General features: G+C 54.2%; 12 protein-coding genes and 2 pseudogenes. 9 read left to right on the top strand and 5 right to left on the bottom strand.

The genetic code is table 11. From position 1 onward, the window contains the following. Positions 1-13 precede the first annotated feature (13 nt). The 6 genes from ACR2TX_RS21630 (at position 14) to ACR2TX_RS21605 (ending at position 12,668) form a co-directional block, all read left to right on the top strand. Positions 14-2,149 (top strand): KAP family P-loop NTPase fold protein, encoded by a 2,136-nt coding sequence (locus tag ACR2TX_RS21630; RefSeq protein ID WP_434130693.1) that lies wholly within the window; start codon positions 14-16, stop codon positions 2,147-2,149. A gap of 32 nt (positions 2,150-2,181) precedes the next feature. Beyond that, a complete protein-coding gene (locus tag ACR2TX_RS21625) occupies positions 2,182-3,261 on the top strand; it encodes a Fic family protein (RefSeq protein WP_434130692.1) in 1,080 nt (359 codons plus the stop codon). Positions 3,262-3,365: 104 nt separating this feature from the next. Beyond that, positions 3,366-6,845, top strand: a complete 3,480-nt coding sequence (drmA, locus tag ACR2TX_RS21620) for a DISARM system helicase DrmA (RefSeq protein ID WP_434130691.1) — start codon at positions 3,366-3,368, stop codon at positions 6,843-6,845. Between the two features lie 10 nt (positions 6,846-6,855). Continuing rightward, positions 6,856-8,697, top strand: a complete 1,842-nt coding sequence (gene drmB, locus ACR2TX_RS21615) for a DrmB family protein (protein ID WP_434130690.1) — start codon at positions 6,856-6,858, stop codon at positions 8,695-8,697. A 5-nt stretch (positions 8,698-8,702) separates the two neighbouring features. Continuing rightward, complete coding sequence (gene drmC / locus ACR2TX_RS21610; RefSeq protein WP_434130689.1) at positions 8,703-9,494, top strand: DISARM system phospholipase D-like protein DrmC; 792 nt, start codon at positions 8,703-8,705, stop codon at positions 9,492-9,494. 141 nt (positions 9,495-9,635) lie between these two features. Further along, the gene (locus tag ACR2TX_RS21605) at positions 9,636-12,668 is read left to right on the top strand and encodes an RNA-directed DNA polymerase (protein WP_434130688.1); all 3,033 of its coding nucleotides are present in this window, start codon (positions 9,636-9,638) and stop codon (positions 12,666-12,668) included. 158 nt (positions 12,669-12,826) lie between these two features. Here the strand turns inward: ACR2TX_RS21605 and ACR2TX_RS21600 are convergent, their stop codons facing one another. Continuing rightward, positions 12,827-14,161 (bottom strand): tyrosine-type recombinase/integrase, encoded by a 1,335-nt coding sequence (locus ACR2TX_RS21600; protein ID WP_434130687.1) that lies wholly within the window; start codon positions 14,159-14,161, stop codon positions 12,827-12,829. 427 nt (positions 14,162-14,588) lie between these two features. Between ACR2TX_RS21600 and ACR2TX_RS21595 the strand changes: the two are divergent. Both ACR2TX_RS21595 and ACR2TX_RS21590 read left to right on the top strand, forming a co-directional pair. Then, a pseudogene (locus ACR2TX_RS21595) lies at positions 14,589-15,490 on the top strand (IS1595 family transposase); the annotation flags it as partial. Positions 15,491-15,514: 24 nt separating this feature from the next. Beyond that, positions 15,515-16,422: pseudogene (locus tag ACR2TX_RS21590) on the top strand (IS3 family transposase). A gap of 728 nt (positions 16,423-17,150) precedes the next feature. On the opposite strand, the gene ACR2TX_RS21585 reads toward ACR2TX_RS21590, so the two are convergent. The 4 genes from ACR2TX_RS21585 to ACR2TX_RS21570 all read right to left on the bottom strand — a co-directional run bounded on the left by ACR2TX_RS21585 (position 17,151) and on the right by ACR2TX_RS21570 (position 21,624). Further along, a complete protein-coding gene (locus ACR2TX_RS21585; RefSeq protein WP_086133747.1) occupies positions 17,151-18,416 on the bottom strand; it encodes a hypothetical protein in 1,266 nt (421 codons plus the stop codon). Between the two features lie 105 nt (positions 18,417-18,521). Then, the gene (locus tag ACR2TX_RS21580; protein ID WP_434130686.1) at positions 18,522-20,084 is read right to left on the bottom strand and encodes an MBOAT family O-acyltransferase; all 1,563 of its coding nucleotides are present in this window, start codon (positions 20,082-20,084) and stop codon (positions 18,522-18,524) included. A 510-nt stretch (positions 20,085-20,594) separates the two neighbouring features. After that, positions 20,595-20,927: an EthD family reductase gene (locus ACR2TX_RS21575; RefSeq protein WP_434113284.1), complete on the bottom strand. Its 333-nt coding sequence runs from the start codon at positions 20,925-20,927 to the stop codon at positions 20,595-20,597. Between the two features lie 115 nt (positions 20,928-21,042). Beyond that, positions 21,043-21,624: a TetR/AcrR family transcriptional regulator gene (locus ACR2TX_RS21570; RefSeq protein WP_077732236.1), complete on the bottom strand. Its 582-nt coding sequence runs from the start codon at positions 21,622-21,624 to the stop codon at positions 21,043-21,045. 330 nt (positions 21,625-21,954) lie between these two features. Between ACR2TX_RS21570 and ACR2TX_RS21565 the strand changes: the two genes are divergently transcribed. After that, positions 21,955-22,371 carry a hypothetical protein gene (locus ACR2TX_RS21565; protein WP_139841039.1) on the top strand — a complete coding sequence of 139 codons (417 nt, stop codon included), beginning with the start codon at positions 21,955-21,957 and terminating at the stop codon, positions 22,369-22,371. Positions 22,372-22,566 lie beyond the last annotated feature (195 nt).

The following is a 22,566-nucleotide window of genomic DNA, read 5'->3' as shown; positions in this document are numbered from 1 at the left end:
AGGATAAGCATCAATGACAGCACTCTCCGCTGACCGCGCCAGCTCAGACCCGAAAGACGATCTCTTCGGCCACGCGCCCTTCGCGAAAACCCTCGCCGAGAGCATCTGCCGCTACCCCAGCAGCGACGGCTTGGTACTGGCTCTCTATGGCCCTTGGGGCTCTGGAAAATCGACGGTATTGAATTACGTCCGACATTTTCTTGAACAGCGTCCTGAGGGTGAAAGGCCGATCATCGTTCCTTTTAACCCATGGTGGTTTTCGGGGCAAGAGAATTTGGCACGGGCATTCCTCGGTCAGATGCAGGCTGTCCTGCCTGAGAGATTTGAAGGTTTCAAAAAGTTGGGAGAGAAATTAGCTGAATTCTCCGAAGGGATTGGTGGCTTAGTGGAATTAGCCGGTGCTGCGACTGGGGTGGGCGGAGTTGTTGGACATGCTCTGAAACTGATTGCATCGAAACCGAAAGATATTCCCGCCATCAAGAACGAAATCACCAAAATTCTGGCGGAAGAAAATCAGCGTATTGTTGTCATCATTGACGACATAGACCGCTTGACACCCGAGGAGGTGCGGCAGCTATTCACGGTAATAAAGGCGTTGGCGGACTTCCCCAATGTCATCTACCTTCTCGCCTTCGATCGTGAAGTGGCAGCAGATGCTATTGAAAAACAAACGGGACTGCCGGGTGAGCGGTTTCTCGAAAAGATAATTCAAGTCCCATTCGAAATTCCTCCGGTAGACCGCACAACTCTTCAGGTGGCATTGTTCAAACGACTGGACGTGGTTTTATCGGGGACACCGGAAGAATTATTCGACCAGTCCTACTGGACCAATGTTTATCACGAAGGAATCGACGCCCTGATTCAGGTACCTCGGGACATTATACGTTTGACCAACACTCTGATGGTTACTTATCCGGCTGTGATAGGAGAGGTCAACCCCGTTGATTTTATCGCAATAGAAGCATTGCGGGTTTTTCTACCAAAGGTTTATGACACTATAAGAAGTAACGGAGATCAATTCGCAGGCCACAGTGATGGGGGGCATTATGGAACTGATGATGATAAGGCGAGACAAGCGTTTCATGATGCTTGGCTTGAAGAGTTACCGGCAGATCGGCGCGAAAAGACGATGGATTTCTTGCGTCGGATATTCCCGAAATTGGAAAAATCGATCTATGGTGCCGACTGGCTGTCGGAGTGGCGCAGAAATCAACGTGTGTGTGTTCCAGAGTTCTTTCCGACCTACTTCAGGTTAACGGTGCCGCTCGGCGAAATCAGTCGCAGGGATATGGCCTCGCTACTTAAGTTAGCCGATACTCCTAATTCGCTTGAACAAGCCTTAATCGATTCCACCCTCGAAACGCGCCCCGACGGTATTTCAAAAACTCGTGCCCTTCTTAATCGCCTCGCAGATTACGTGGCGAAGGATATTCCTGAGAATCACATCTCTACTTTCATAAATGTGTTGCTCAATGTAGGTGACTATCTTGTCTTGCCTGATGACGCCCAAGGATTCTTTGATGTTGGCAATGAAGTTCGAATTCGGTGGATCGTGAGTGGCTTGCTAAGAAGGGTTGACAAGCCGCAACGTTTGCCGTTGCTTGAAGAAGCCTTTACTAAGGGCCAGAGTTTAGGGGTCCAGTGTCATTTCTTGAGAGCCTTATTGCGATCGATAGAAAAAGAGCCCGAGGGAGGTTCGGAATTTTTAATGCAGATGAGTGATTTGGATGAACTTAAGGCAATCTGGATCGATAACATTCGGGTGGCGGGGCACATCGTTCTGACTAACTCGCTGCTCCCGCAAATGCTGCACGCTTGGAGCCAATGGGGTAATGCAGAGGATGTGCGCGATTGGTGTATCGAAAAGACGAAGACAGATGATGGGCTATTGGCATTCCTTCCCCGTTTCTGCTCCTACTCGAAGTCGCAAGCGATGGGCGACTGGGCGATCCGTGTAAAACCCAGACTGAACCCGACATCGATAGAGGACTATATCGATGTAGAAGTGACGGCGCAGAGGCTTGTTGACCTGGAACGTGAAGAGAAAGTGCCTGACTCAGCCAAGGAGTCGGTTTCGCAGTTCCTCAAAGAACTCGCACTGATCAAGGCCGGCAAGAATCCGGATGGGGCTGATGACTTCGATGAATAAAGGGAATAGGAATCAGGAAGGATTCTGATGCTATGAATACCTTTGAGCGGAACCGCCCCCATAATGACCTGCCCCTGCTGCCTCCCGCGGTGGAACTGGAAACCCCGGCGATTTTGAAAAAGGCCATCGCCGCCAACCGCGTGCTAGCAGAACTGAAGGGGCTCGCCAAGCTGATCCCCAACCAAGGCATCCTGATCAACGGCATCGTATTGCAGGAAGCGCGGCTGTCGTCGGAAATCGAAAATATCCTTACGACCAATGACGAACTGTACAAGGCCGCAGCCGATGACCGGCCGGCGACCGACCCTCACACCAAGGAGGTGCTGCGCTACCGGGAGGCGTTGTGGCATGGCTATCAGGCCCTCAAGCAACGGCCGCTGGCGACCAATCTCTTCATCGAGATTGCCGGCATCATCAAACAGTCCGACATCGGCATCCGCCGGGTACCGGGAACCAAGATCGCCAACAGTCTGGGCGAGGTCATCTATACGCCGCCCGAGGGCGAGGCCGTCATCCGCGACAAGCTCGCCAATCTGGAGCAGTTCATCCATGCCGAGGATGAACGTGATCCGTTGGTGAAGTTGGCGGTTCTACATTACCAATTCGAGGCCATCCATCCCTTCATCGATGGCAACGGACGAACCGGCCGCATCCTGAATATCTTGTACTTGGTGGACAAAGGGCTGCTGGAAATCCCCGTGCTGTACCTGTCCCACTACATCATTCGGCACAAGTCCGCCTACTACGACGGCTTGCGCCGGGTGACGGAAGAAGGTGACTGGCAGGCCTGGGTGGCCTATGTGCTGGACGCGGTGGAAACCACTGCACGACAAACCCAGGAGCGGGTACTACGCATCCTGGATTTGATGAAGGAAGCTCAGGAATTGGTGGCGGAGCGTGCTCCGAAAATTTATAGCAAGGACCTGATCGAAGCGGTGTTCATGCACCCCTATTGCAAGATTCGCTTTCTGGAGGAGCGGGGCGTCGCCAAACGCCAAACGGCTTCGGTCTATTTGCAAACGCTCGAAAAGCTGGGGCTATTGAGAAGCCGGAAAATTGGTCGGGAGATTTACTACATTAATGAGAGGCTGTTCCAGGTGCTGACGGAGTAGAACACCGGACATGACCTGTCGAAGAAAATGAAAAAATTCGACACATAAAAATAATATGTCGATGGCATCGACACGATAAACCAGTGGACTTAGGGGACTAGATCATGACGACACCGACGCCTGTCGACCTTCGTGACCAACTCACCGAAATGGTCATTCGCGACCTGCTCGGTCCTGCAGGTGGCCCGGAAGAGGAATTGAACCAGTACGAAGACCACACTTATCAGCGTTATCTGGTTGGCATGTTGGCACCCAAGAGCAAGGAGATTGATGGGGGCGAACTGGATGAGCTGGCTATCGGAGATGGGGACGAGGGTGAGGAAGGCAATGCGGAATCCGGCGTACCCGCGGGGAGCACGTATTTCCCATCATCGATGGGGCTCAGCTTCGTCGTCGCCTCTGAGGTCAGCGAGATTGTCGTGGAGGCGGAATGGGGACACTATCGCCGTATCAAGAGCGAGGTTCAAAGGGACCGAGAAGGCAAACCGGCCAATGTCTGGAAGCGCAATCCGGTCGTGGCGCCTCCTATTACGCTACCTTTAACGGATGGCACTATTGCCCCGCAGCCATTGCACAGGGAGCACCCGCTGGTGCAGTTGCAAGGCCGGGTGCGCGCGACCGCAGACAGCTGGGTGGTAACGCTGTTCATGGTCAACCAACAGGAAGAACGCAAGCGCCGCGGCGAACCCAAAGACGAGGTTTGGGTGTTCCAGCCCAAGCTGCGCGTTCATGGTACCGAGCACCAGCCCATTTTCATCCAGCGCAAGAACACCAAGGCGGACTTGTCCAAAATGGACCAGCTGACTCGGGAGGAAATCGAATCGCTGGAAATGCTTTATCGACACCAGCGTGAATTCGCCGTCGGCCATGGCATTTCCGTGCACGCTACGTTGCCGGAACCTGTGGCGGAGCGCGCCATTCAGGTAGAAACCGAATGGGTGCCGACATTCGAGGTGCCGCAACAAACACCACGCGTTGCCGCCGACGATGAGAACTTGGCCGGCCTGACTATGGATATGAAGGCGCTGGCCGAACTGCCCAAAGAAGGATTGATCGCCAGCCTGCGCCACATCGAAACGGCCTATCGCATCTGGATCAAGGCGGAAGAGGCCAAGTTCACCCTGCCGGCTGAGAAACTGGAAGGCCACGAAGAAGCGGCGTACCGCGCGGTAAAGAGTTGCCGGCGGGCATTGGAGCGTATTAAGGCCGGGATCGACCTGATCGAAACCGATGCGCTGGCCGAAAAAGGTTTTCGCTTTGCCAATCGCGCCATGTGGCAGCAGCGGATTCACTCCACCTTCGCGCGCAAGGTGCGCAAGAAGGAGATGAGAGTCGAGGAAGGTGTGGCGGCGCTGGATGTGGCGGAGAACCGGAGTTGGCGCTTGTTCCAGTTGGCCTTCGTGCTGCTCAACCTGCCCAGCCTCACCGATCTGCATCACCCGGACCGCAGCCACGAAACCGATGCCGTGGCCGATCTCCTTTGGTTCGCCACCGGCGGCGGCAAGACCGAAGCTTATCTGGGCCTGACGGCTTATACCCTCGCTCTGCGGCGGCTTCAGGGAGAGATCGAAGGCCGCCGGGGCGACCACGGGGTGGCCGTGCTGATGCGGTACACACTGCGTCTGCTGACCTTGCAGCAATTCCAGCGTGCCGCGGCTCTGCTCTGCGCCTGCGAAGCCATCCGCCGCGCCGATCCAGGCACCTGGGGTGAGACGCCGTTCCGCCTGGGTCTGTGGGTCGGGAGCAAAACCACGCCGAATACATTGGCCGCTGCCGCGAACGCCTTGCGCCAGAAGAACATGGGTGGCAAGCCATCGGCTTCCGGCACCCCGCACCAGATCACTTCCTGCCCTTGGTGCGGCAGCGAAATCAGGGAAAAGCATTTGCGGGTTTACGAAGCCCCCAGTGACATCGGTCGCTGCGTGACCTACTGTGGCGACGACTTGGGCCGTTGCGAGTTCTCCGAGGCCAAAGCTCCCAGGGAGGGGCTGCCTGTCATGGTGGTGGACGAAGAAATCTACCGCCGGCCACCTTCCTTGCTGATCGCCACAGTGGACAAATTCGCTCAGATGCCCTGGAAGGGCGAAACCCAGATGCTGTTCGGCAAGGTGACGGAAATCTGCGACCGGCACGGCTTTCTGTCGCCGGAAATCGACGATGGGGAATCGCATCCGGCGCGCAATGGACTTCCTCGTGTCACCAATCGGCCCCATGGCCCGTTGCGGCCGCCCGACCTAATCATTCAGGACGAATTGCATCTTATCAGTGGCCCGCTCGGTTCGATGGTCGGTCTGTACGAATCCGCAGTGGATGAGTTGTGTTCCTGGGATGTGGACCGCAAGAAGGTGCGCCCGAAGGTGGTGGCTTCTACCGCTACCATCCGACGCGCCCCCGACCAAGTGCAGAAGCTGTTCGTGCGCAAGCTGGAGGTGTTCCCGCCACAAGGCACGAGCATTCGTGACAGCTTTTTTGCCATCCAGCGCCCGGTCGGGCCGGACTATCCGGGGCGACGCTATCTCGGCATCTGCGCCTTCGGTCGCCGCTACCCGGTCGCCATGATCCGCAGCTACGTGGCCCACATGGCCGCGGCGCAGGTTTTGTATGACAACTATGACCGGTTGGCTGACCCATGGATGACCCTGGCAGGCTACTTCAATTCGATCCGCGAATTGGCCGGCACCCGGCGGCTGGTGGAAGACGATATTCGTGCCCGCCTGCGCGACGCCGATCAGCGCGGCTTGGCCAAGCGCCGTGTACGTGCATTGGAAGAACTGACTTCCCGTAAGTCCGGCACAGACATTCCCAAGATTCTGGAGCGTTTAGAAGCTGTTTTTGACAAGACTCTGGAAGCCCAGCGCGTGGCCGAGCGCAGAGCAGGCCAACCGGTAACGTCTGCCACCCCCTATGATGTCATTCTCGCTACTAACATGATTTCCGTGGGCGTGGATATCGACCGGCTTGGTTTAATGGTGGTGGCAGGCCAGCCGAAAAACACCTCGGAATACATTCAAGCTACAAGCCGTGTCGGACGATCTACCGATGGTCCCGGCCTGGTATGTACCGTTTTCAACTGGGCGCGGCCGCGGGATTTATCTCATTACGAGCGGTTTGAGCATTACCACGAGACGTTCTACAAGCATGTCGAAGCCCTTTCGGTTACACCGTTCTCGGCACGGGCGCTCGACCGTGGCCTGTCTGGGGTGATGGTGGGTCTGATGCGATTGTGGGATGACCACCTGAACGCCAACCTTAAGGCAGGGGAGGTGGAGGATACCGATCCACTTTGGAACAGGATGTTCGAAGCGTTGAGTGAACGGGGCAAGAATGCTACCGATAAGCCGGAAGTGGCAGCAACCATCAAGAGCATGCTTGACCGTCGGCGCGATGAATGGCTCCGGCGAGTACATAACCAAAAAGACCACCGTTTAGGTTACCAGGCTGAAGGCGGTTCTACCGTGGGTTTGCTGGAACAGCCCAGGGAGAAGGACTGGGAGATGTTCACCTGCCTGAATTCGCTCCGCGACGTGGAAGGTACGGTGGATTTGGTTCTTGATCCACGCCATACGGGCTTGAGTGTAGATTGAGGAAAATTCAATGAATGAACTCGGTGAACTGCGCCCGAGCCAACTGATCTTCACTTTCGGGGTCGGCTCGCTGGTTGATTTGCCTAATATGTCGGCCATGGTGATGGGATTGGACGATTGGGATACCCGGTACTGTAAGGAAGTCGAGGAAGATCGCCTCGTCACTGCCATACAAAAGCGCCTCGGTGCACAAATGAGCAGGCTCTACCTGCCGCCGATCAAGCAAGAAGGCATGGAGCGTGACCCGGCAGCCCCGGCGGTGGGTGTTCCGGTGGCGCCCTTTCCGCGTTGGATGCGTTGCTCGCTATGCGATACTCTGGCGACTGTGGAGTCGGGTGTTTTCAAATTACAGCAAGACCCCTATCGCCCCGACCGAACCGAGTTCGTTCACCAGGGGTGTCTCAAAAGTCAGAGCGGAAGAGCGCCTTCGGCACTGTCCGTGCGTTTCCTTCTAGCTTGCCGCGAAGGACATCTGACGGATTTCCCCTGGGTCAATTACGTCCATAAAGGCAATGCTCCCTGCCGCCCAGCGATTCTGAGTCTACGTGAATTCGGCGCATCCGGCGATGCTTCGGATATCGTCGTTAAGTGCCATTCCTGTGGAGCAGAGCGTCGCATGGCGGACGCCTTTGATTCTGACGCCCAATTTTCCTGCCCCGGTCATCACCCGCATTTGCGATTGGTCGAACATGACTGCCGGGAGTCGGCAAAAACCATCCTGTTGGGTGCTTCCAATAGCTGGTTCCCGATAGCGCTTTCAGCATTATCTATTCCTCGGGCGACCGATAAGCTCGGCAAACTGGTCGAGGAACAATGGGCGGAACTGAAAGATACGGATGACATTGATGAAGTGCAGCTGCTGAGAAAGAAGCTGCAGAAATTCCAGGCGTTGATCCCGTTGTTTACTGAATTCAACGACGAGCAAATCTGGACAGCAATCGAAGCGAAGCGTGCAGGCGGGCAACCCGGCGAAGCTCCACTCCATGATTTGAAATTACCCGAGTGGGAGGTCTTCTCAAATCCTGATTCTACTGCGGAGAATCGTGATTTCAAGCTGAAGCGCGTCGCCCCCCCGAAGGGATTTGAGATCTTCTTCGAAAATACCGTTTTAGTGGAACGTATCAGAGAAGTTCGCGCCTTGCTTGGGTTCACTCGCATCGAGTCGAATGCCGATTTCGCCGAAGCGACCGCAATTAACGATGGACGCTTAACAAGACTATGCCGTGAAAGCCCCAGGTGGTTGCCGGCATCGGAGGTTCGCGGCGAAGGGATGTTCCTTCGTATCCGGGAAGAGGCATTGCTGTCTTGGCAGAGCAAGCCGGAAGTACAACAACTTCAGCAAGAGTTCCTCGAAGCGCATAAGGCATGGCGCAAGCTCAGAAATCTAAATCCCCTTCAGGATGGTTTCCCTGGTATCCGGCTGGTGCTGCTGCACTCACTGGCCCATGCTCTGATGCGCCAGATTGTGCTGGATTGCGGTTACACCGCTGCCAGTGTGCGCGAACGACTCTATTCGCGCCAACCCGGAGATGAAGGCGGCCCAATGGCCGGCATACTGCTCTACACTGCCGCACCGGATAGTGAGGGTACCTTGGGCGGACTGGTCGAACTAGGCGATTCCTTAACTTTAGGCCGTCACCTCCAGCAGGCACTCGAAAGTATGCGGCTGTGCGCGTCCGATCCACTGTGCTCAGAACACCGTCCCGACACGCTTGGTCGTAGCATCCAGGGCGCCTGCTGCCATGCTTGCCAGTTCGCCCCGGAAACCTCTTGCGAACACGGCAATCGCTATCTGGATCGCTCAGTTCTCGTAAGTACCTTCTCGGCCCGTGGCACAGCCTTCTTCGATTGAACTCGATGACAGAAAACTTTGCGGCCACCATCGAAAATCTGATCAGAAAGGCGCCAGATAGTTGGTTGCAGGTTGCCAGCGTTGCTCTTCACACTGTGCCTCCCGCCGCCAGCGCCGAATTTGTTCTCCGGCGCATTCCCGCCACCAACAACGCGGATATTTCATTTCTCATGGGTGAGCTCGTCAAACTTGCCGTGGGCAAGATGTCGTGGGAAGCCTTGGGTTGGGCGCTCAGCACTGCCTGTGCCATGCATCATCGCTGGCAGAGCACCCAACAGATTGAACTCTTGTGGGGCGGACCTTTACCTGCGGATCGGATACCAGCGCGCCGCATCGACCAAGTTCTCTACGACCTGATCGCCGATGCAAAGCGTGAAATCTTGCTCATGACATTTGCAGCCGCGAAAGTCGAGCGGCTTGGTAATGAATTGCTCAAGGCGATGCAGCGCGATGTGCATATCCGCCTGATCCTTGAGTTCGAACAGTCCTCCGAAGGACAACTGAGCTATGACGCCTTGAATGCGTTCCCGCTTGATTTGGTGACTGCCGCGGAGGTTTACCGGTGGCCTATTGAGAAACGAGAACGAAACCGTGCTGGCCGTCCCGGAAAGCTTCACGCCAAGTTAGCAATTGTGGATGAGACCGTCCTGATATCCAGCGCGAACCTCACGGACGATGCATTTAATCGTAACCTGGAGGCGGGTGTAAGGATCAGGAGTCCTGAATTCTTGGTAACGACCAAGGAATATGTCGATTCATTAATTGCCGATAGAACGCTGGATCGCATGAAACCATAGTGTTCGCGTTTGTAATTTCTATATCAGACTGCCATCGATCTATATGCGAGGATCAAAGAACAACATGAAGGTGAAAGGCTACTCTCACATGTGCGAAAACTATTTTGGGCTGCGGAGAAGCACGAGGCCAGGTGCGTCGACATGAAGGGAAAACTGCCGCGAGCGTTTGTTTCCCTTGGAGATCTGTATGTTGCATATCGAAAAGCAAAGGCAGAGGCGTACTACGAAAACACCCATTTTCATGCTTTGGCATTCACGAGGTACGAGCAAAATCTCCACAAAAATCTGACTCTTTTGCACGATCGACTTCTTGAAAAAGGTTTAGCGTGGTCTTCTGATCTACATTTTCTTGGTGACTACGCATACTTGCCCAAGTCGATTGATTGTAAAGAGTGGGACGATCCTACCAATGGGCACTTCCGTGCACTAGACCCCCTTTTGGACTGGGAGCAAAGGTTTGCAGATTCCAATAAACGCGCAAGAGCGAAGCTGAGGCTTGTTATCCGGCCCACTGTCAATTTTCAGGTAATCTCGGCATTATGGATCATTAAAGTTGGCCATCTTTTTGATGGACTAATCAATCCCGATCTTTCTTTCGGTAATAGGTTACGACGTAACCATAGCGAATTTGGCGACGTCCGTACTCCTGCCCCAGCCGTTAATTTAGCGGTACCAGGTCTTTTTTCTCCCTATTTTTCGGCATATCGCAAATGGCGTGAAAATGGTCTGTCAAAGATGGAGGACTCGCTGAATAGTGAGAAAAGCATATTGGCCATCACAATGGATGTTGAGCAGTTCTACCATCGAGTATCACCAAAATTTTTGCTGCGGAAACGCTTTCTGGATTCTATCGGCCTAAGGCTTTCGCGCCCTGAAACCTTATTTACCAAAGGGCTTCTTAACGCAATAGATACTTGGTACAAAGCAACTCCCGACTATTCTTCCCGCCCTCAAGGGGCGATACCCGTTGGCTTATCAGCCTCAAAAATTATCGCCAACGTACTTTTGGCGAGCTTTGATAATGCGATTATCGATCGAATTCGCCCGATATACTATGGTCGTTATGTTGATGACATTTTCTTAGTATTTGAAAATGCCGATGGCCTGACGAATGCAAAGCAGGTAACAGAGCGACTAGCAGATGTCCTAGCACCAAGCCTTGTGGTCCAGAATGGTGGGACGGGAGCTCCTTCACTGAAGCTCAATTTACCTTATGCAAAGGATTCCGAACTGGTTTTTGCAGGACCAAAACAAAAAATCTTCGCACTCTCTTCTTTGCATGGCCGTGACTTAATACAGCATATTCGAGAACAAATTCGCACTCAGTCGAGTGAATATCGACTCCTACCTGCCGTGCCGACTACAGGTGCTGAGATGGCGGCAAAGGCGTTACTGGTAACACCCGATGCCACCCTGCAAGCAGATGCACTACGAAAAGCAGATGTGATTTCAGTCCGACGCCTTGGGATTTCGCTTCTATTAAGAGACATCGAGGTATATTCGGCGGATTTGAGCCCAGAATCTTGGACAGATATACGCCATGAGTTTTACGGCCTTGTAAGGCGCCATCTCCTGACACCGACTGGGTTCTTTGAATTTTTTAGCTATCTTCCACGCATTTTCGGGCTAATGTTGGCGTGCCGAGATATCAGAGAGGCAGGGCAGTTCATTGAGGATTTGACTGAAGTCGCTAACCTAGTAAAAAAAACGACAACTATTGGCGAGCCAGAACACATAGACAAGTTTCAGTCGTGTCTCAATCAGTATGCTCGGGCTTTGCGGCAGGCTGGGTTGCAAGCGGCAACCGAGCGAATCCTAAAGCTTGATCGGAAATACCTTAAAGTGCTTAAGAAACTGAAGTTACTTGATCCAAATATAAGATTGCCGAGTTTGTTAACGCAGCTTGAGAAGCTCGTATACCAGATTCAGTTGGCAGATTGGGGCAGGCGTCCATATAAGGATTACTGGTACTACAGCCAAAAAGTTGATGAAATCGGTCCTGCGGTACCTCGTAGCTTCGAAATCAGGCGGAAGCTCAGATTGGGAGGGATTCGGCGCTTTAGGAGAGAATTGACTGATCTGAAGATACCGCATTGGCCAGCCTTGGCATTTCCGACTCGGCCCTTACGGATTGACGAGATTGCGCTTGTCGCGCCAAAGGTCCTGTCAGACCGAGAGTTGTTTCGGCAGGCGATAATGGTTTTACGTGGCGCAAAAGTAATTTCATCGTCCCAATTAGGTATCGAATCATCTACGATATTTTCTGATTCTGAAGATCTAGTCAAGTTTGTTGTTCCTGGAAAGTCAAAGGAGCTAATTAGAGCTGCCGTTACCAGTTTTCAGACAACGGAAAAGCAGTGGAAGGCAGCCGCAAAGGGAAAACAGGATAGATCGCTAGCTCGATATAGAAATCTTCATTTCTTAGTCAATCGGATCCTTCGTGAAGCGAAGTGCCCTGATTATGTTGTGTTTCCAGAGCTAAGCATACCCATCCGGTGGGCGTTGCGAATCTCTAGGAAATTGGCACTAAACAATGTGTCTTTGCTTGCTGGTGTTGAATACCACAGAGATAGGTCTACAAAAAAGCTGCGCAATGACTGCTTAATATCGCTTATCACTAACTGGCCAGGGTACTTAAGCAACATTGTGAGATTGCAGCCGAAGTTTGCTGCAGCACATGGAGAAAAAGCCGGTCTTAAAGAATTGGCTCAAGGAAAGCAAGGTAAATTACTGGAGCCTAAAGGGGAGTTAAAAATACCAACGCTTTATGTGCATAAAGGTTTTTGTTTTTCTGTCCTAATTTGTAGCGATCTAACAAACATCGCGCATAGATATAAGATGAGGGGGAACATCGATACACTTTTCATTTTGGAGTGGAATCCCGATACCAAAACGTTCTCTTCTTTGGTCGAGGCTGCCGCGAATGACCTCCATGCATTTATCGTTCAGGTCAATAATAGAACATACGGGGATAGCCGTATTCGAGCGCCGGCGAAACACGACTATCTACGTGACATAGTTCAGGTCAAGGGAGGGGTTGGTGATTATTATGTTCTCGGAGAGATAGATTATTTAGGACTACGTAAGGAGCAGCAGCGACCTAGAAGAAAAATGAAGTACAAGCCGCTGCCCATTGGTTTTAAGATGTCGACGCTTCGCAAACGTGGAGCTTAGTTGGGTGAACTGATCCTTTCACGGTTCTGTGATCATATTTGCTCGCCTGCGGCTGTGAAATTCCGGAGTCGGCTTGAACAGCCAATGAACGGTTCCGGCCATATTTTGGGCTTTCGATGAGCCAGTTGCTCAGGTTCCTGGTGGCCAGCGCCCATAAGCTACCGGTAGACCGTTCGTCTGAAATCGATGACAGTCACATTTTGGGCGTTTTCGCGGGTCAGCAAATCAAGGCGTTCCCCCAACACGCGCCACGCTTCGGCCTGCGCTGTTTGTTGTTTAGACCGGTTGTAGGTGCGTTTGATGCGGTCTTGCTCCAGATGATAAGTGCAAAGGTGTGCAACGTCGGGCAGAACCCCAAGCTCCACCATGAGCGTGGTAGCGGTCCTTCGCAAATCATGTGGCGTCCAGGTGCCGCCCGAGAGCAACAGGGCGCCGGTCAACTTGCTGCGATTTTTCAGCGCTTCGGTCCGCTGGCGATCGCCGATCTGCTTGGTGATGGATTTCTTGCAAACCGGCTTGATGCCGGTTTTGTCCGGATATAGCCACACGCTTTTACCGGTCACTCCGCGTAACCGTTCAAACTGTCGCAGCGTGAAGTCCGAAAGGAAAACCGTATGGGTGCGCTTGATATGGGTCTTGTCTTTCTCCGGGGTGAACGCCCAAGTTCGGGCTTCGAAGTCGATTTCATCCCACGTGGCTTTCATCAGGTCGCCCACGCGACAGCCGGTTGAGAGCATGATCCAGATGGCACATTCGGAAGGGCGGTAGAGATTCGCACCGGGAATCTTACGGGCAAATTCGCGGATTTCATCTTCACTCAGAACCCGGTCGCGTTCGGTTTCCTTGCCGCCGATATCAGCTTTCTTTAAGCGGTGCGTCGGATCGTGCTTCACGATGTCTCGGGCGTAACCGAAGCCGAACATTTGCCGCAGTTCGGACAAAGTACGATTGGCCAACCGCCGGGCTCCTCGCGCCAGGATGTTGTCCAGGACTTTCATAACATGCGCCTTGGTGACATCCTCGGCCGGAAACTTCCCGATAACGGGAAGTACATCCTTCTGGAACGAGCGGATGAGCTCATTCCGGCTGGACTCCTTCCGCTTTGCCAACTCCAGTTTTACCCATCGGTCGAATAGGCCGTTAACTGTCAGGCGGGCTAATTGATCTTGCAGCTCGGCAACCTTGGCTTGTTGCTCGGCTTTGGCTTCCAATTTTTCCGCCTTGCGCTCCAAAGCCGGGTCTTTTCCCTCCTCCAAAACCCGACGAGCTTGATCGCGAGTTTTTCGAATCGCGGCCAATTTTTCGTTCGGCCAAGTGCCGCAAGCAAGGTCCTTTGCCTTGCCTTCGAACTTGTAGCGCCAGGTGAAGAAGACAGATACCTTACCGTCGGCCTTCACCCGCACCATGCCTTGCAAGCTCCCACCATCGGAATGTTTCTTGCCTTTGTCCTCGGCCTTTAGCGACTGCAATTTCTTCTCGGTCAATTCCGCCATTTTTCTATCTTATTCGTCTACCTAGTCTCAAAAAATGATCCCAACTTTGATCCCAACCGTAAGATCGGCTTTTGATGAATCCTATCGGACAAGTTTGGACAATGCAATCGATGAGAGTCCCATAGATATCGGGTATCAGGAGAATTTGAGAGAACTCTAATGGATGGCAGTAAACGAAAGTTTACCTGTATGGGGTGCAGGTGGTAGGAGGTTCAAATCCTCTCGCCCCGACCATTGAAAACAAAGGCTTATCGAGTGTATCGGTAAGCCTTTTTTATTGTCTGATGTTTTGCGCCCAAGTTTGTAATGGCTGGAGGTTGTGGTTGAGTTTCCATCAGAGCCGGCTCCGGAAAACTGGACAACCGCTTAAGTGAGGGTTCTGTTCTAATCACCGTCCTATGGGGGGCGGCAACCGGAGAACAGAAACGGCAGTGAAGCGCAGTGTGAAGCGGCACTAGGGGCCATGTGCTGGCGGGACGGTTTCCGTTGTCCGGCCTGCGGCGGCGCGCGCCACACGGTGTTCGAACGGGCCGGGCGGAAATACTGGCAATGCGGACACTGCCGGAGCCAAACGACGCTGACCACCGGGACCCTTTTCCAAGCGACCAAGCTGCCGCTGACCACCTGGTTTTTGGCCCTGTATCTCCTGACCTAGGCCAAGAACAATGTGTCAGCGCTGGAACTGATGCGCCATTTCGGGGCGTGTTATCGCACGGCGTGGTTGGTGAAGCACAAGCTGATCCAGGTCATGGCGGAGCAGGAAGCGGATCGGTAGTTGGCCGGGCGGGTCGATATCGACGATGCCTACCTGCGCGGTGAGCGGCCGGGGAAACCGGGGAGCGGCTCGGAAAACAAGCTGCCCTTCGTGACAGCGGTGCAAACCGCGGATGACCGGCGCCTTTGTTTCTGCGCGTCGATCCCCTGCCATTCACGCAAAAAGCTATCGAGGACTAGGCGAAGTGCGCCTTGACCCCGTCGACCTATGCGCTCACCGATGGCCTGAGCGGGTTTCGGAGCCTGAGCCAGGTCGTCGTTTGCCATCATCGCCTGATCCTCGGCTCTGGGCAGCAGTCGGCGCAACATCCGGAATTTCGTTGGGTGAACACGATGCTGAGCAACCTGAAGACAGCCATTTCCGGCACCTATCATGCGTTCAAATTCGAGAAATACGCTAAGCGGTATCGGGCCGAGCTCCAATACCGATTCAATCGGCGTTTCAATCTCAAAACCCTGCTTCAGCGGCGGGCGCGCGCCGCCGCGTTCGCTAAGCCTCGACCCGAGTGGCGGGATGTGGTTCCATGTCAGCAGACACCTGAGTTAAGGGATTAAACTCCACAACTGAGGTAAAAGGCGATGACAAGAAAACGGTATATGAGGGAATTCAAGCAGGATGCGGTGCGGCTGCTGATCGAGCACGGGTACACGCAGCCTGAGGCCGGGCGAAACCTGGAGATCAATGCGAAGATGCCGGGGCGCTGGATTCAGGAGTTCCGGGCCGATGCGAGCGAGGCCTTTCGGGGGAATGGCAAACGGATGGCTGAGCAGGAGTGACCGGGGCGACTGAGGGAGGAGAATCGCCGACTGAAGCAAGAGCGCGACATCTTGGTAAAGGCGGCGGCCTTCTTCGCGAAGGAAGTGAGCTGATGCATGAGGCTGGGGTATGGGTGCGCTATCGGCGCCGGTATCGGGTGACGACGAACAGCACGCATTGCCAGCCGGTATTTCCGAATCGGCTGCGGCGAGGCTTCCAGGTGGCCGCACCGAACCGGGTGTGGGCGTCGGACATCGGCTACGTTTGGGCCGCCGAAGGCTGGCTGTATCTGGCCGTCGTGATCGATCTGTACTCCCGCAAGGTCGTGGGTTGGTTCCCGGGGAAGCATCTCACCAGCGCCTTGGCGTGTGACGCGCTACGGATGGCGCTGTGGCGTCGGCAACCGCCCCGTGGTCAACTGCTGCATCATTCCGACCAAGGCGCGTAGTATGCCAACCGAGCGTTCCATGGTCTGCTGCAGGCGTACGGGATTATCGACAGCATGAGTCGCAAAGGCGATTGTTGGGATAACGCCGTTGTCGAGAGCTTCTTTGGCACGCTCAAACCCGAGCGGGTCCATTGGCAAAGCTATCAGACCCGCGAAGAAGCGCGCGGCGACATCGTCGAATACATTGCGATGTTCTACAACTGCCGCCGGCCACATTCGTCCTTGGGCTACCAAAGTCCGGACGCGTTTGAGAAGAACGGCCATTTGGCCAATGCTGCTTAACTGGGGTGTCCGCTGCAACTTGACCAAGTCAAACAACCCCATTATGAGTCCTGAGTCTAGCGGACTGCGTGGAGCCGGGGCCTTTTTACACACCTGCCTGGATTACCCAACAAATAAAAAAAGACCTACTCGAAGGTAGGTCTTTTTGAAGGGAGGATCACGTACTAGTTATAGCTGTGGGGATACGGCTGTATTCGATAATTTCTGGGAATCCCCGTCAGGCGAACTTCCACATCCCGTTAGGCCAATAGCGGCAACGACGAGACAAACCGCAGCAAGTAGCTTCTTCATGATTCCCTCCGCATTAAGTATCAGTAATTAACTAAATTAGCCATTAATGACGCTACTTATATCGCCTATTTCAGGCGTAATTTGTTTACCAGTTCACGGCCACTTCCGTCAAGACGATATTTTCGATCAGATGGCTGTCCCAAAGTTCCTTCGTCAAGCATCGCGCTGGCGAACGGTCTTCTCTTGGAAGGCTTTCTCCTTGGAGCCCATCCCAGTAAGCCGTTCGCCCTGAGCCCTTCGACTCCGCTCAGGACAGGCCGGTCGAAGGGTTTCTTGAGCCTACTGGGATAGGCTCTTGGTCCGGAAGACATATGAGACTGCCTTTCTTCCTTTCGGTACGACCGTCATCAGTCGGGCATTCGGCCGAAAAGGGCGTAGTGCTTGCCAGAACATGGCTACGGTGGGTTGAATCGTCCGATTTTCATTACCCGGAATGGTCATTGGCTCTGATATTTCTTAACCAGATCTTGGATCTCGTTCACTTCTTCTCTATGAGCTTGACGATAAAGCTGATGAGCTTCGCGGATACTCGCCAGGTGCTTTTCGATATTCTCGGAAGTCAGCAAAACGCCGAAATCGTCAGCGATCCGACGATTCGGATCCGAGTAATTCAACACGCGATCGAGCACCAGGTCACCCAGCTCTTTCCGATAGTGAGAAGATTCCCAAAACCACCGCATCATGGTTTCCTTGTCACCCAAGGCCGGTACAGCCTCCATGGTATAGGTATTGAAACCGGAAAAGTCCCATAGAGGGAAGGGATTGCGTCTGCGTTCCCGTGCGACCTCTTCATTAAGTCGGACGATCTCTCTTTTCCAAGTCTCCCATTCATCCCAAAGCCCCGTGCCGGCCGTCAGTACCCATTGGCGTGCGTGAGCCGGGGAAATCAGAATATGGAATTCAATCTTGCTCCGGTGAGCCTCTTCAAGAATCCTTCGAAAGTAATCAAACGTATTCGTGCTTCCGTCTTCCGAAACAAAATCGAATTTCTTGTGTGGCCTTGGGAAATACAGGTGCGTCACGTAATTCAGTTCGCTATAAAGAGCCGCTTCGTGCCGTCCTCCGTGCATCATCATGATCGCTTCTTTATCGGGCTGTTCCACTTGTCCGCGCGGCAGAATCACATTATCCCGATTGGTCTGTTGAAACAGGGTCTTGAGGCTTGCTGTTGTGGCATCAACCGATGCCAAGGTTTCCAGCAGGTCCGTGGTTATAGCGATATTCCGTTTGGCCCCGTGAACATCCGACGAGAGTCGTTCCTCAGTGAAATCCGGAGCATTAGGTCTATAGGCATTGAATTGGAAGAAGTCGACGGCCAATACGACTTTCTTTAATCGTCGTTCTGCATTGGCGTGCTGAAAGTAGCGCAAATTTTCATAGATAGTCGCTCCATTCAACGCGAGGTTGTAGGTGTTAAATTCGGGGAACAGCGCCGGATGCTCCGGATCAAGGCCGTGTTCGGTGCGAGAGCTGCCGATGACCAGTACGTCGGGTTTTCGTGCTCTAACGGCGTGGGCCTTGGTCAGCCGCAGTTGCTTGAATAACTCCGGCTTATTGGCATTTATCCCTTCCCAGCTTGGAGACCCGAAAATGGAATAAGGGTCTACCAGGTAATTCATCAGGATGATTACAGTCAAAAGAACAACGGCACCGATACCGATCGTATCGAGATAAGCCGCGAATTGGCGTTCGCTTGGCGTCACTGGGCCCTTGCCCAAAAGCCGTGAAGAAATCGTAGCAGGCCCGGCAGATCGGAGTCGGGATAAAAGGGAGGAATCGGGCTTCGCGGCGGGTTTATTCACGGATTCTCAGAATTGAAAGTAGAGAAACTCGCTCACCTTGGTGAGGCTGAGCACGTCGAACACGAAGAGCAGCATGGTGAGGTTGGCCCAGATTACCGTCGGCCGCCATTCCATCCATCTCCAGCGAAGGCGCTGTATCTCGCCTTTATAGGTTTCGAATGCCGGGTGATAGTTGCGCATGAGTTGCTGGGTGTTGGGCAAAAACAGAACGAATATCGACAATGCCAACAGCCATGCACCAGCCATCTCGGGTTTCGCGCCGGCGACGTGCGCGAAGACCCCGTCGAAGGTGACTCCCAGTCCCTGCAGCCACTCGCCAAAGCGCCCGAGAACCCGAAGGGCTTCGGGTTCCAGGGACACGCCGTTGGCTCCGATCATTCCGAGCCATATGCTCTTCGTACCCGTAATCGTCTCCGCGCGAAAGGGCACCCAGGCGGCGATCACCGCGACGAATGTCAGCGTCCAGCCGAATGCCTTGCCCATCCGGCTGGCGGCTGCCCGACCGCCGAACAGCGATCGCCAAACATGATTGACGATGAGAAAGAATCCATGCAGCCCGCCCCACACCACGAAGTTCCAGCCGGCGCCGTGCCACAGGCCCCCGAGCAACATTGCGATCATGAGATTGGCATGGCGTCTTGTCGGGCCCTTCCGGTTGCCGCCGAGAGGAATGTAGATATAGTCCCGCATAAAACGGGAGAGCGTTATGTGCCAGCGCCGCCAGAAGTCGATGATATTGGTCGACTTGTAGGGCGAATTGAAGTTGAGGGGTAGCCGAATGCCGAACATCCGGGCTAATCCGATAGCCATGTCGGAATAACCCGAGAAGTCGAAGTAGAGCTGAAGGGTGTAGGCCAGGGCGCCCGCCCAGGCCTCGAAGAAGGTCAGCGCAATGCCGCTATCGGCCGCATGGAATGCCGGCGTGGCATAGGCGGCGACGCCATCGGCCAGCACCACTTTCTTGAAGAGGCCGATGGTGAAGATGGTGAAGCCGACGGCATGGCGTCGGACGCTCAGTTGATAGAGGTCATTCCGGGCGAATTGCGGCATCATTTCCCGGTGATGCACGATGGGACCCGCGATCAGCTGGGGAAAGAAGGTGACGAAGAGACAGAAGTGGAGAAAGTTATACTCCTTGGTTTCCCCTTTATAGGCGTCTACGAGATAGGCGATGGTCTGAAAGGTGATGAAGGAAATGCCGAGGGGCAGGATGATGGTCTCCACGCCGAGAATATCGCCGAATATGAAGTTGATGTTGTCGACGAAGAAGTTCGCATACTTGTAATACCCGAGGAGCGACAAGTTGGCGGCAATACCGAAAATCAATAGCCATTTTTTCTCAGAGGAATGATCTTCGCCGCTCAGGGAAACTCCAAGCGCGTAGTTGAACAAAATGGAGGCCAAGAGTAAGCCCAAGTAGGCCGGATTCCACCACGCGTAGAAAAAGAGCGACACACCGATCAGCCAGGCGATGGCAACCCGGTGGTGGCCGCGGCTTCCGATGGCAAAGAAGACGAACAGAGAAATGGGGAGTAATAAGAAAATAAACGGATAGGAGTTGAAGAGCATCGGAGTTGCTTGATTCGACGTGCGGGACTAAAGGGCTTTGATCGGTGATCGACTCCCTACTCGATGTCCACATCCCGCTGGATCTCCCCGGACGAAGGCGATCCCGGAATTCTCTACAAATAAATACTGCTTGTAAGACGGCAAAAGCCATCAAAGTTCCGCCTGCTGCTCAAGCGATGCCTCCCCAAGCATCGCTTAACGGAAACCTAGCCTATCCGGAGCTCAGCCCGAGAGCAAGACCGATCGGTGTGCCTTATAAGAGCAAATTAGAGCGGTTTTCCTGGGGTCGTAAGGCATAGCGCACTATCTGGACCAACCGCCCACATCGGAGGCGGTGATCGTGTCGAGGGACTCCTTCAAAGCCGCTCGTAGCGGGATTTGAAGCGCACCGGGCTTCCGGGCTGATTGGGGTCAGCGTAGCGGGTGGTTATCATCCTCAAATATAGTTGATCGATCGTTCAACAAAAGTGGCAAAAAAGGGGCGCCTGCGGTCGGCGCCCTGACCGGGTTTTACGGGGCATCGAAGTGGAAAGTCTCACTTTCTGCAATCAGAAAGATCGGCGTGCCGCCGGTCGAGATGTCGACGGCGTGGGCGAGTGTTTCCTTACCGCCTTCCGACTGCGCGCAGGCTTCCAGCGCCGCCATGGACGGAAAGAACACCTCGGCAATACGGTAGAAGGGCGCTGCGCCCTGGGGTGATCCCAGTACCCGGGTGGCGATGAACTTGGTTTTTCCGCCGAGCTTTTCCACGGCCATGGGAACATGCTCCTCTTGATAGCGCTTCTCGAAAGCAGCGATATCGGCGGGCGTTGGATAAATCACCATGAATTTGACTTCGGACATGTCGTTCTCCTTGAACTGAAGTTGGAAAAAAAGATTATCGAAATCTAGGGTTGCTGATTGCCGATTTCCTCCTCGGTATATTGATGAACGATCAGTCAAAAATAGGCCGAAAAAATCAGTCGAGCACGGAGAGGCCGACGGCGACGATGTCGGCCAGGACTTCCCGTTCCGGCCGCACTTTGCCGATAACCAGGAGTCCTTGCAAAACGCTGGTCAGATAGCGGGACAGCGCTCGGATATCCGCCTCCTCCCGCAGTTCGCCCGCCTTCCGCATCCGTTCCAACGTGCGCCGAAAGCCTTGTTCGAGCCGCTCCAGGCAACCGCCCACCTTGGCCGCCGTGTCCGGGCAGGACAAGCCACGTTCCACCGCGGAGTTGGTCACTAGGCACCCGCGCAGGGGACCGGCCGTGAGGATGTGCTCGATCACGGTGGCGAAGAAAAAACGGATCGCGGACTTGCCTGAAGGTTCGCTGTCGAGTAATTCCAGCAGGCGCTGGACCACCACATGGTTGTAGCGGTCCAGAACTTCCAGGAACAGCGCCTGCTTGTTGCCGAAGGCCGCGTAGAGGCTGCCTCGATGCAGTCCGGTGGCATCGACCAGGTCCTGGATCGAGGTGGCTTCGTAACCTTTCGACCAAAAGGTCTCCACGGCTTTATCCAGGACGTGCTCGTAATCGAATTCGCGGGGTCGGGCCAAAGGAGACTCCTCGTATTCAGGTTGTAGCTAAGGCTAGTCTTTATTGAATAGTTGGTCAATAACAATCGACCGGTATATTGCCATAGGCGATGTGAAATTCGGAACGATCCGGGCGTAAGCTTCTGATCATCGGCCTCCTGGAAATGAGGCTGAACTTGCTGCTTCCGAACCGGAGGCGAGGGAGGAGGGGATTACTGCGGCACGGGAAGCCATAATAAATTTCCCTAAGCTCGTATGTTCAAATTGGAAACTCTCCCTTCGGAAAAGGGCGAAAATGAAGAGACCGATGCGTCCGACTATATTGCTTGGCGTGGTGATTGGATCTTTAGCATGGACGGCGCGGCAGACGTGAATCACACGCTTGCACTCAGCGTCGTCCAGGTTCATGCCTATCCAAGGGACGGCAAGGCCTTTATCGACTCCGGCGTGGTCCTCGATCAAAATCTGGTGGCCACGAACTGCCATGTCACGCGGCACGCCAACGCGGTCGTCGGGAAGGATGCGTTACGCTTTCGCGCCGCCAGCCAGCGTGCCGATTTGAAACACGAGCTGTGCATTCTCGATGCACCGGGAATGCAGCTGTCGGCTGCGAGCCTGGGGACCGCATCCGGACTCTCCGTCGGCGACCCGAATATCGGTACGGTTATCCGCGGGCTATCGGCATCGCCTTCTACTTTCACGCCGCGTCCACGCTTGCCGACCGACCTCGATCCATCGCAGGTGCGGCATGGGGACCGGAAGTATTGAAAACTGCGGTATCCTGTCGTTCTCTCATTGCCGAAGGCATCCCTTAAGGAAGCTCTGAACAAGTTGATTCCGTTCATGCCCTTCGACAGGCTCAGGAGAGCGTTCGACAAGCCTGTCCTGAGCCCTTCGACTCGGCTCAGGACAGGCCTGTCGAAGGACTTAATCAGAGCTTCCTTAACGCCGTTCACCGCCGAA

The sequence above is a fragment of the Methylocaldum sp. GT1BB genome (assembly GCF_051027545.1).
Classification (GTDB): domain Bacteria; phylum Pseudomonadota; class Gammaproteobacteria; order Methylococcales; family Methylococcaceae; genus Methylocaldum.
This window is presented reverse-complemented; position numbering and strand designations above follow the sequence as displayed.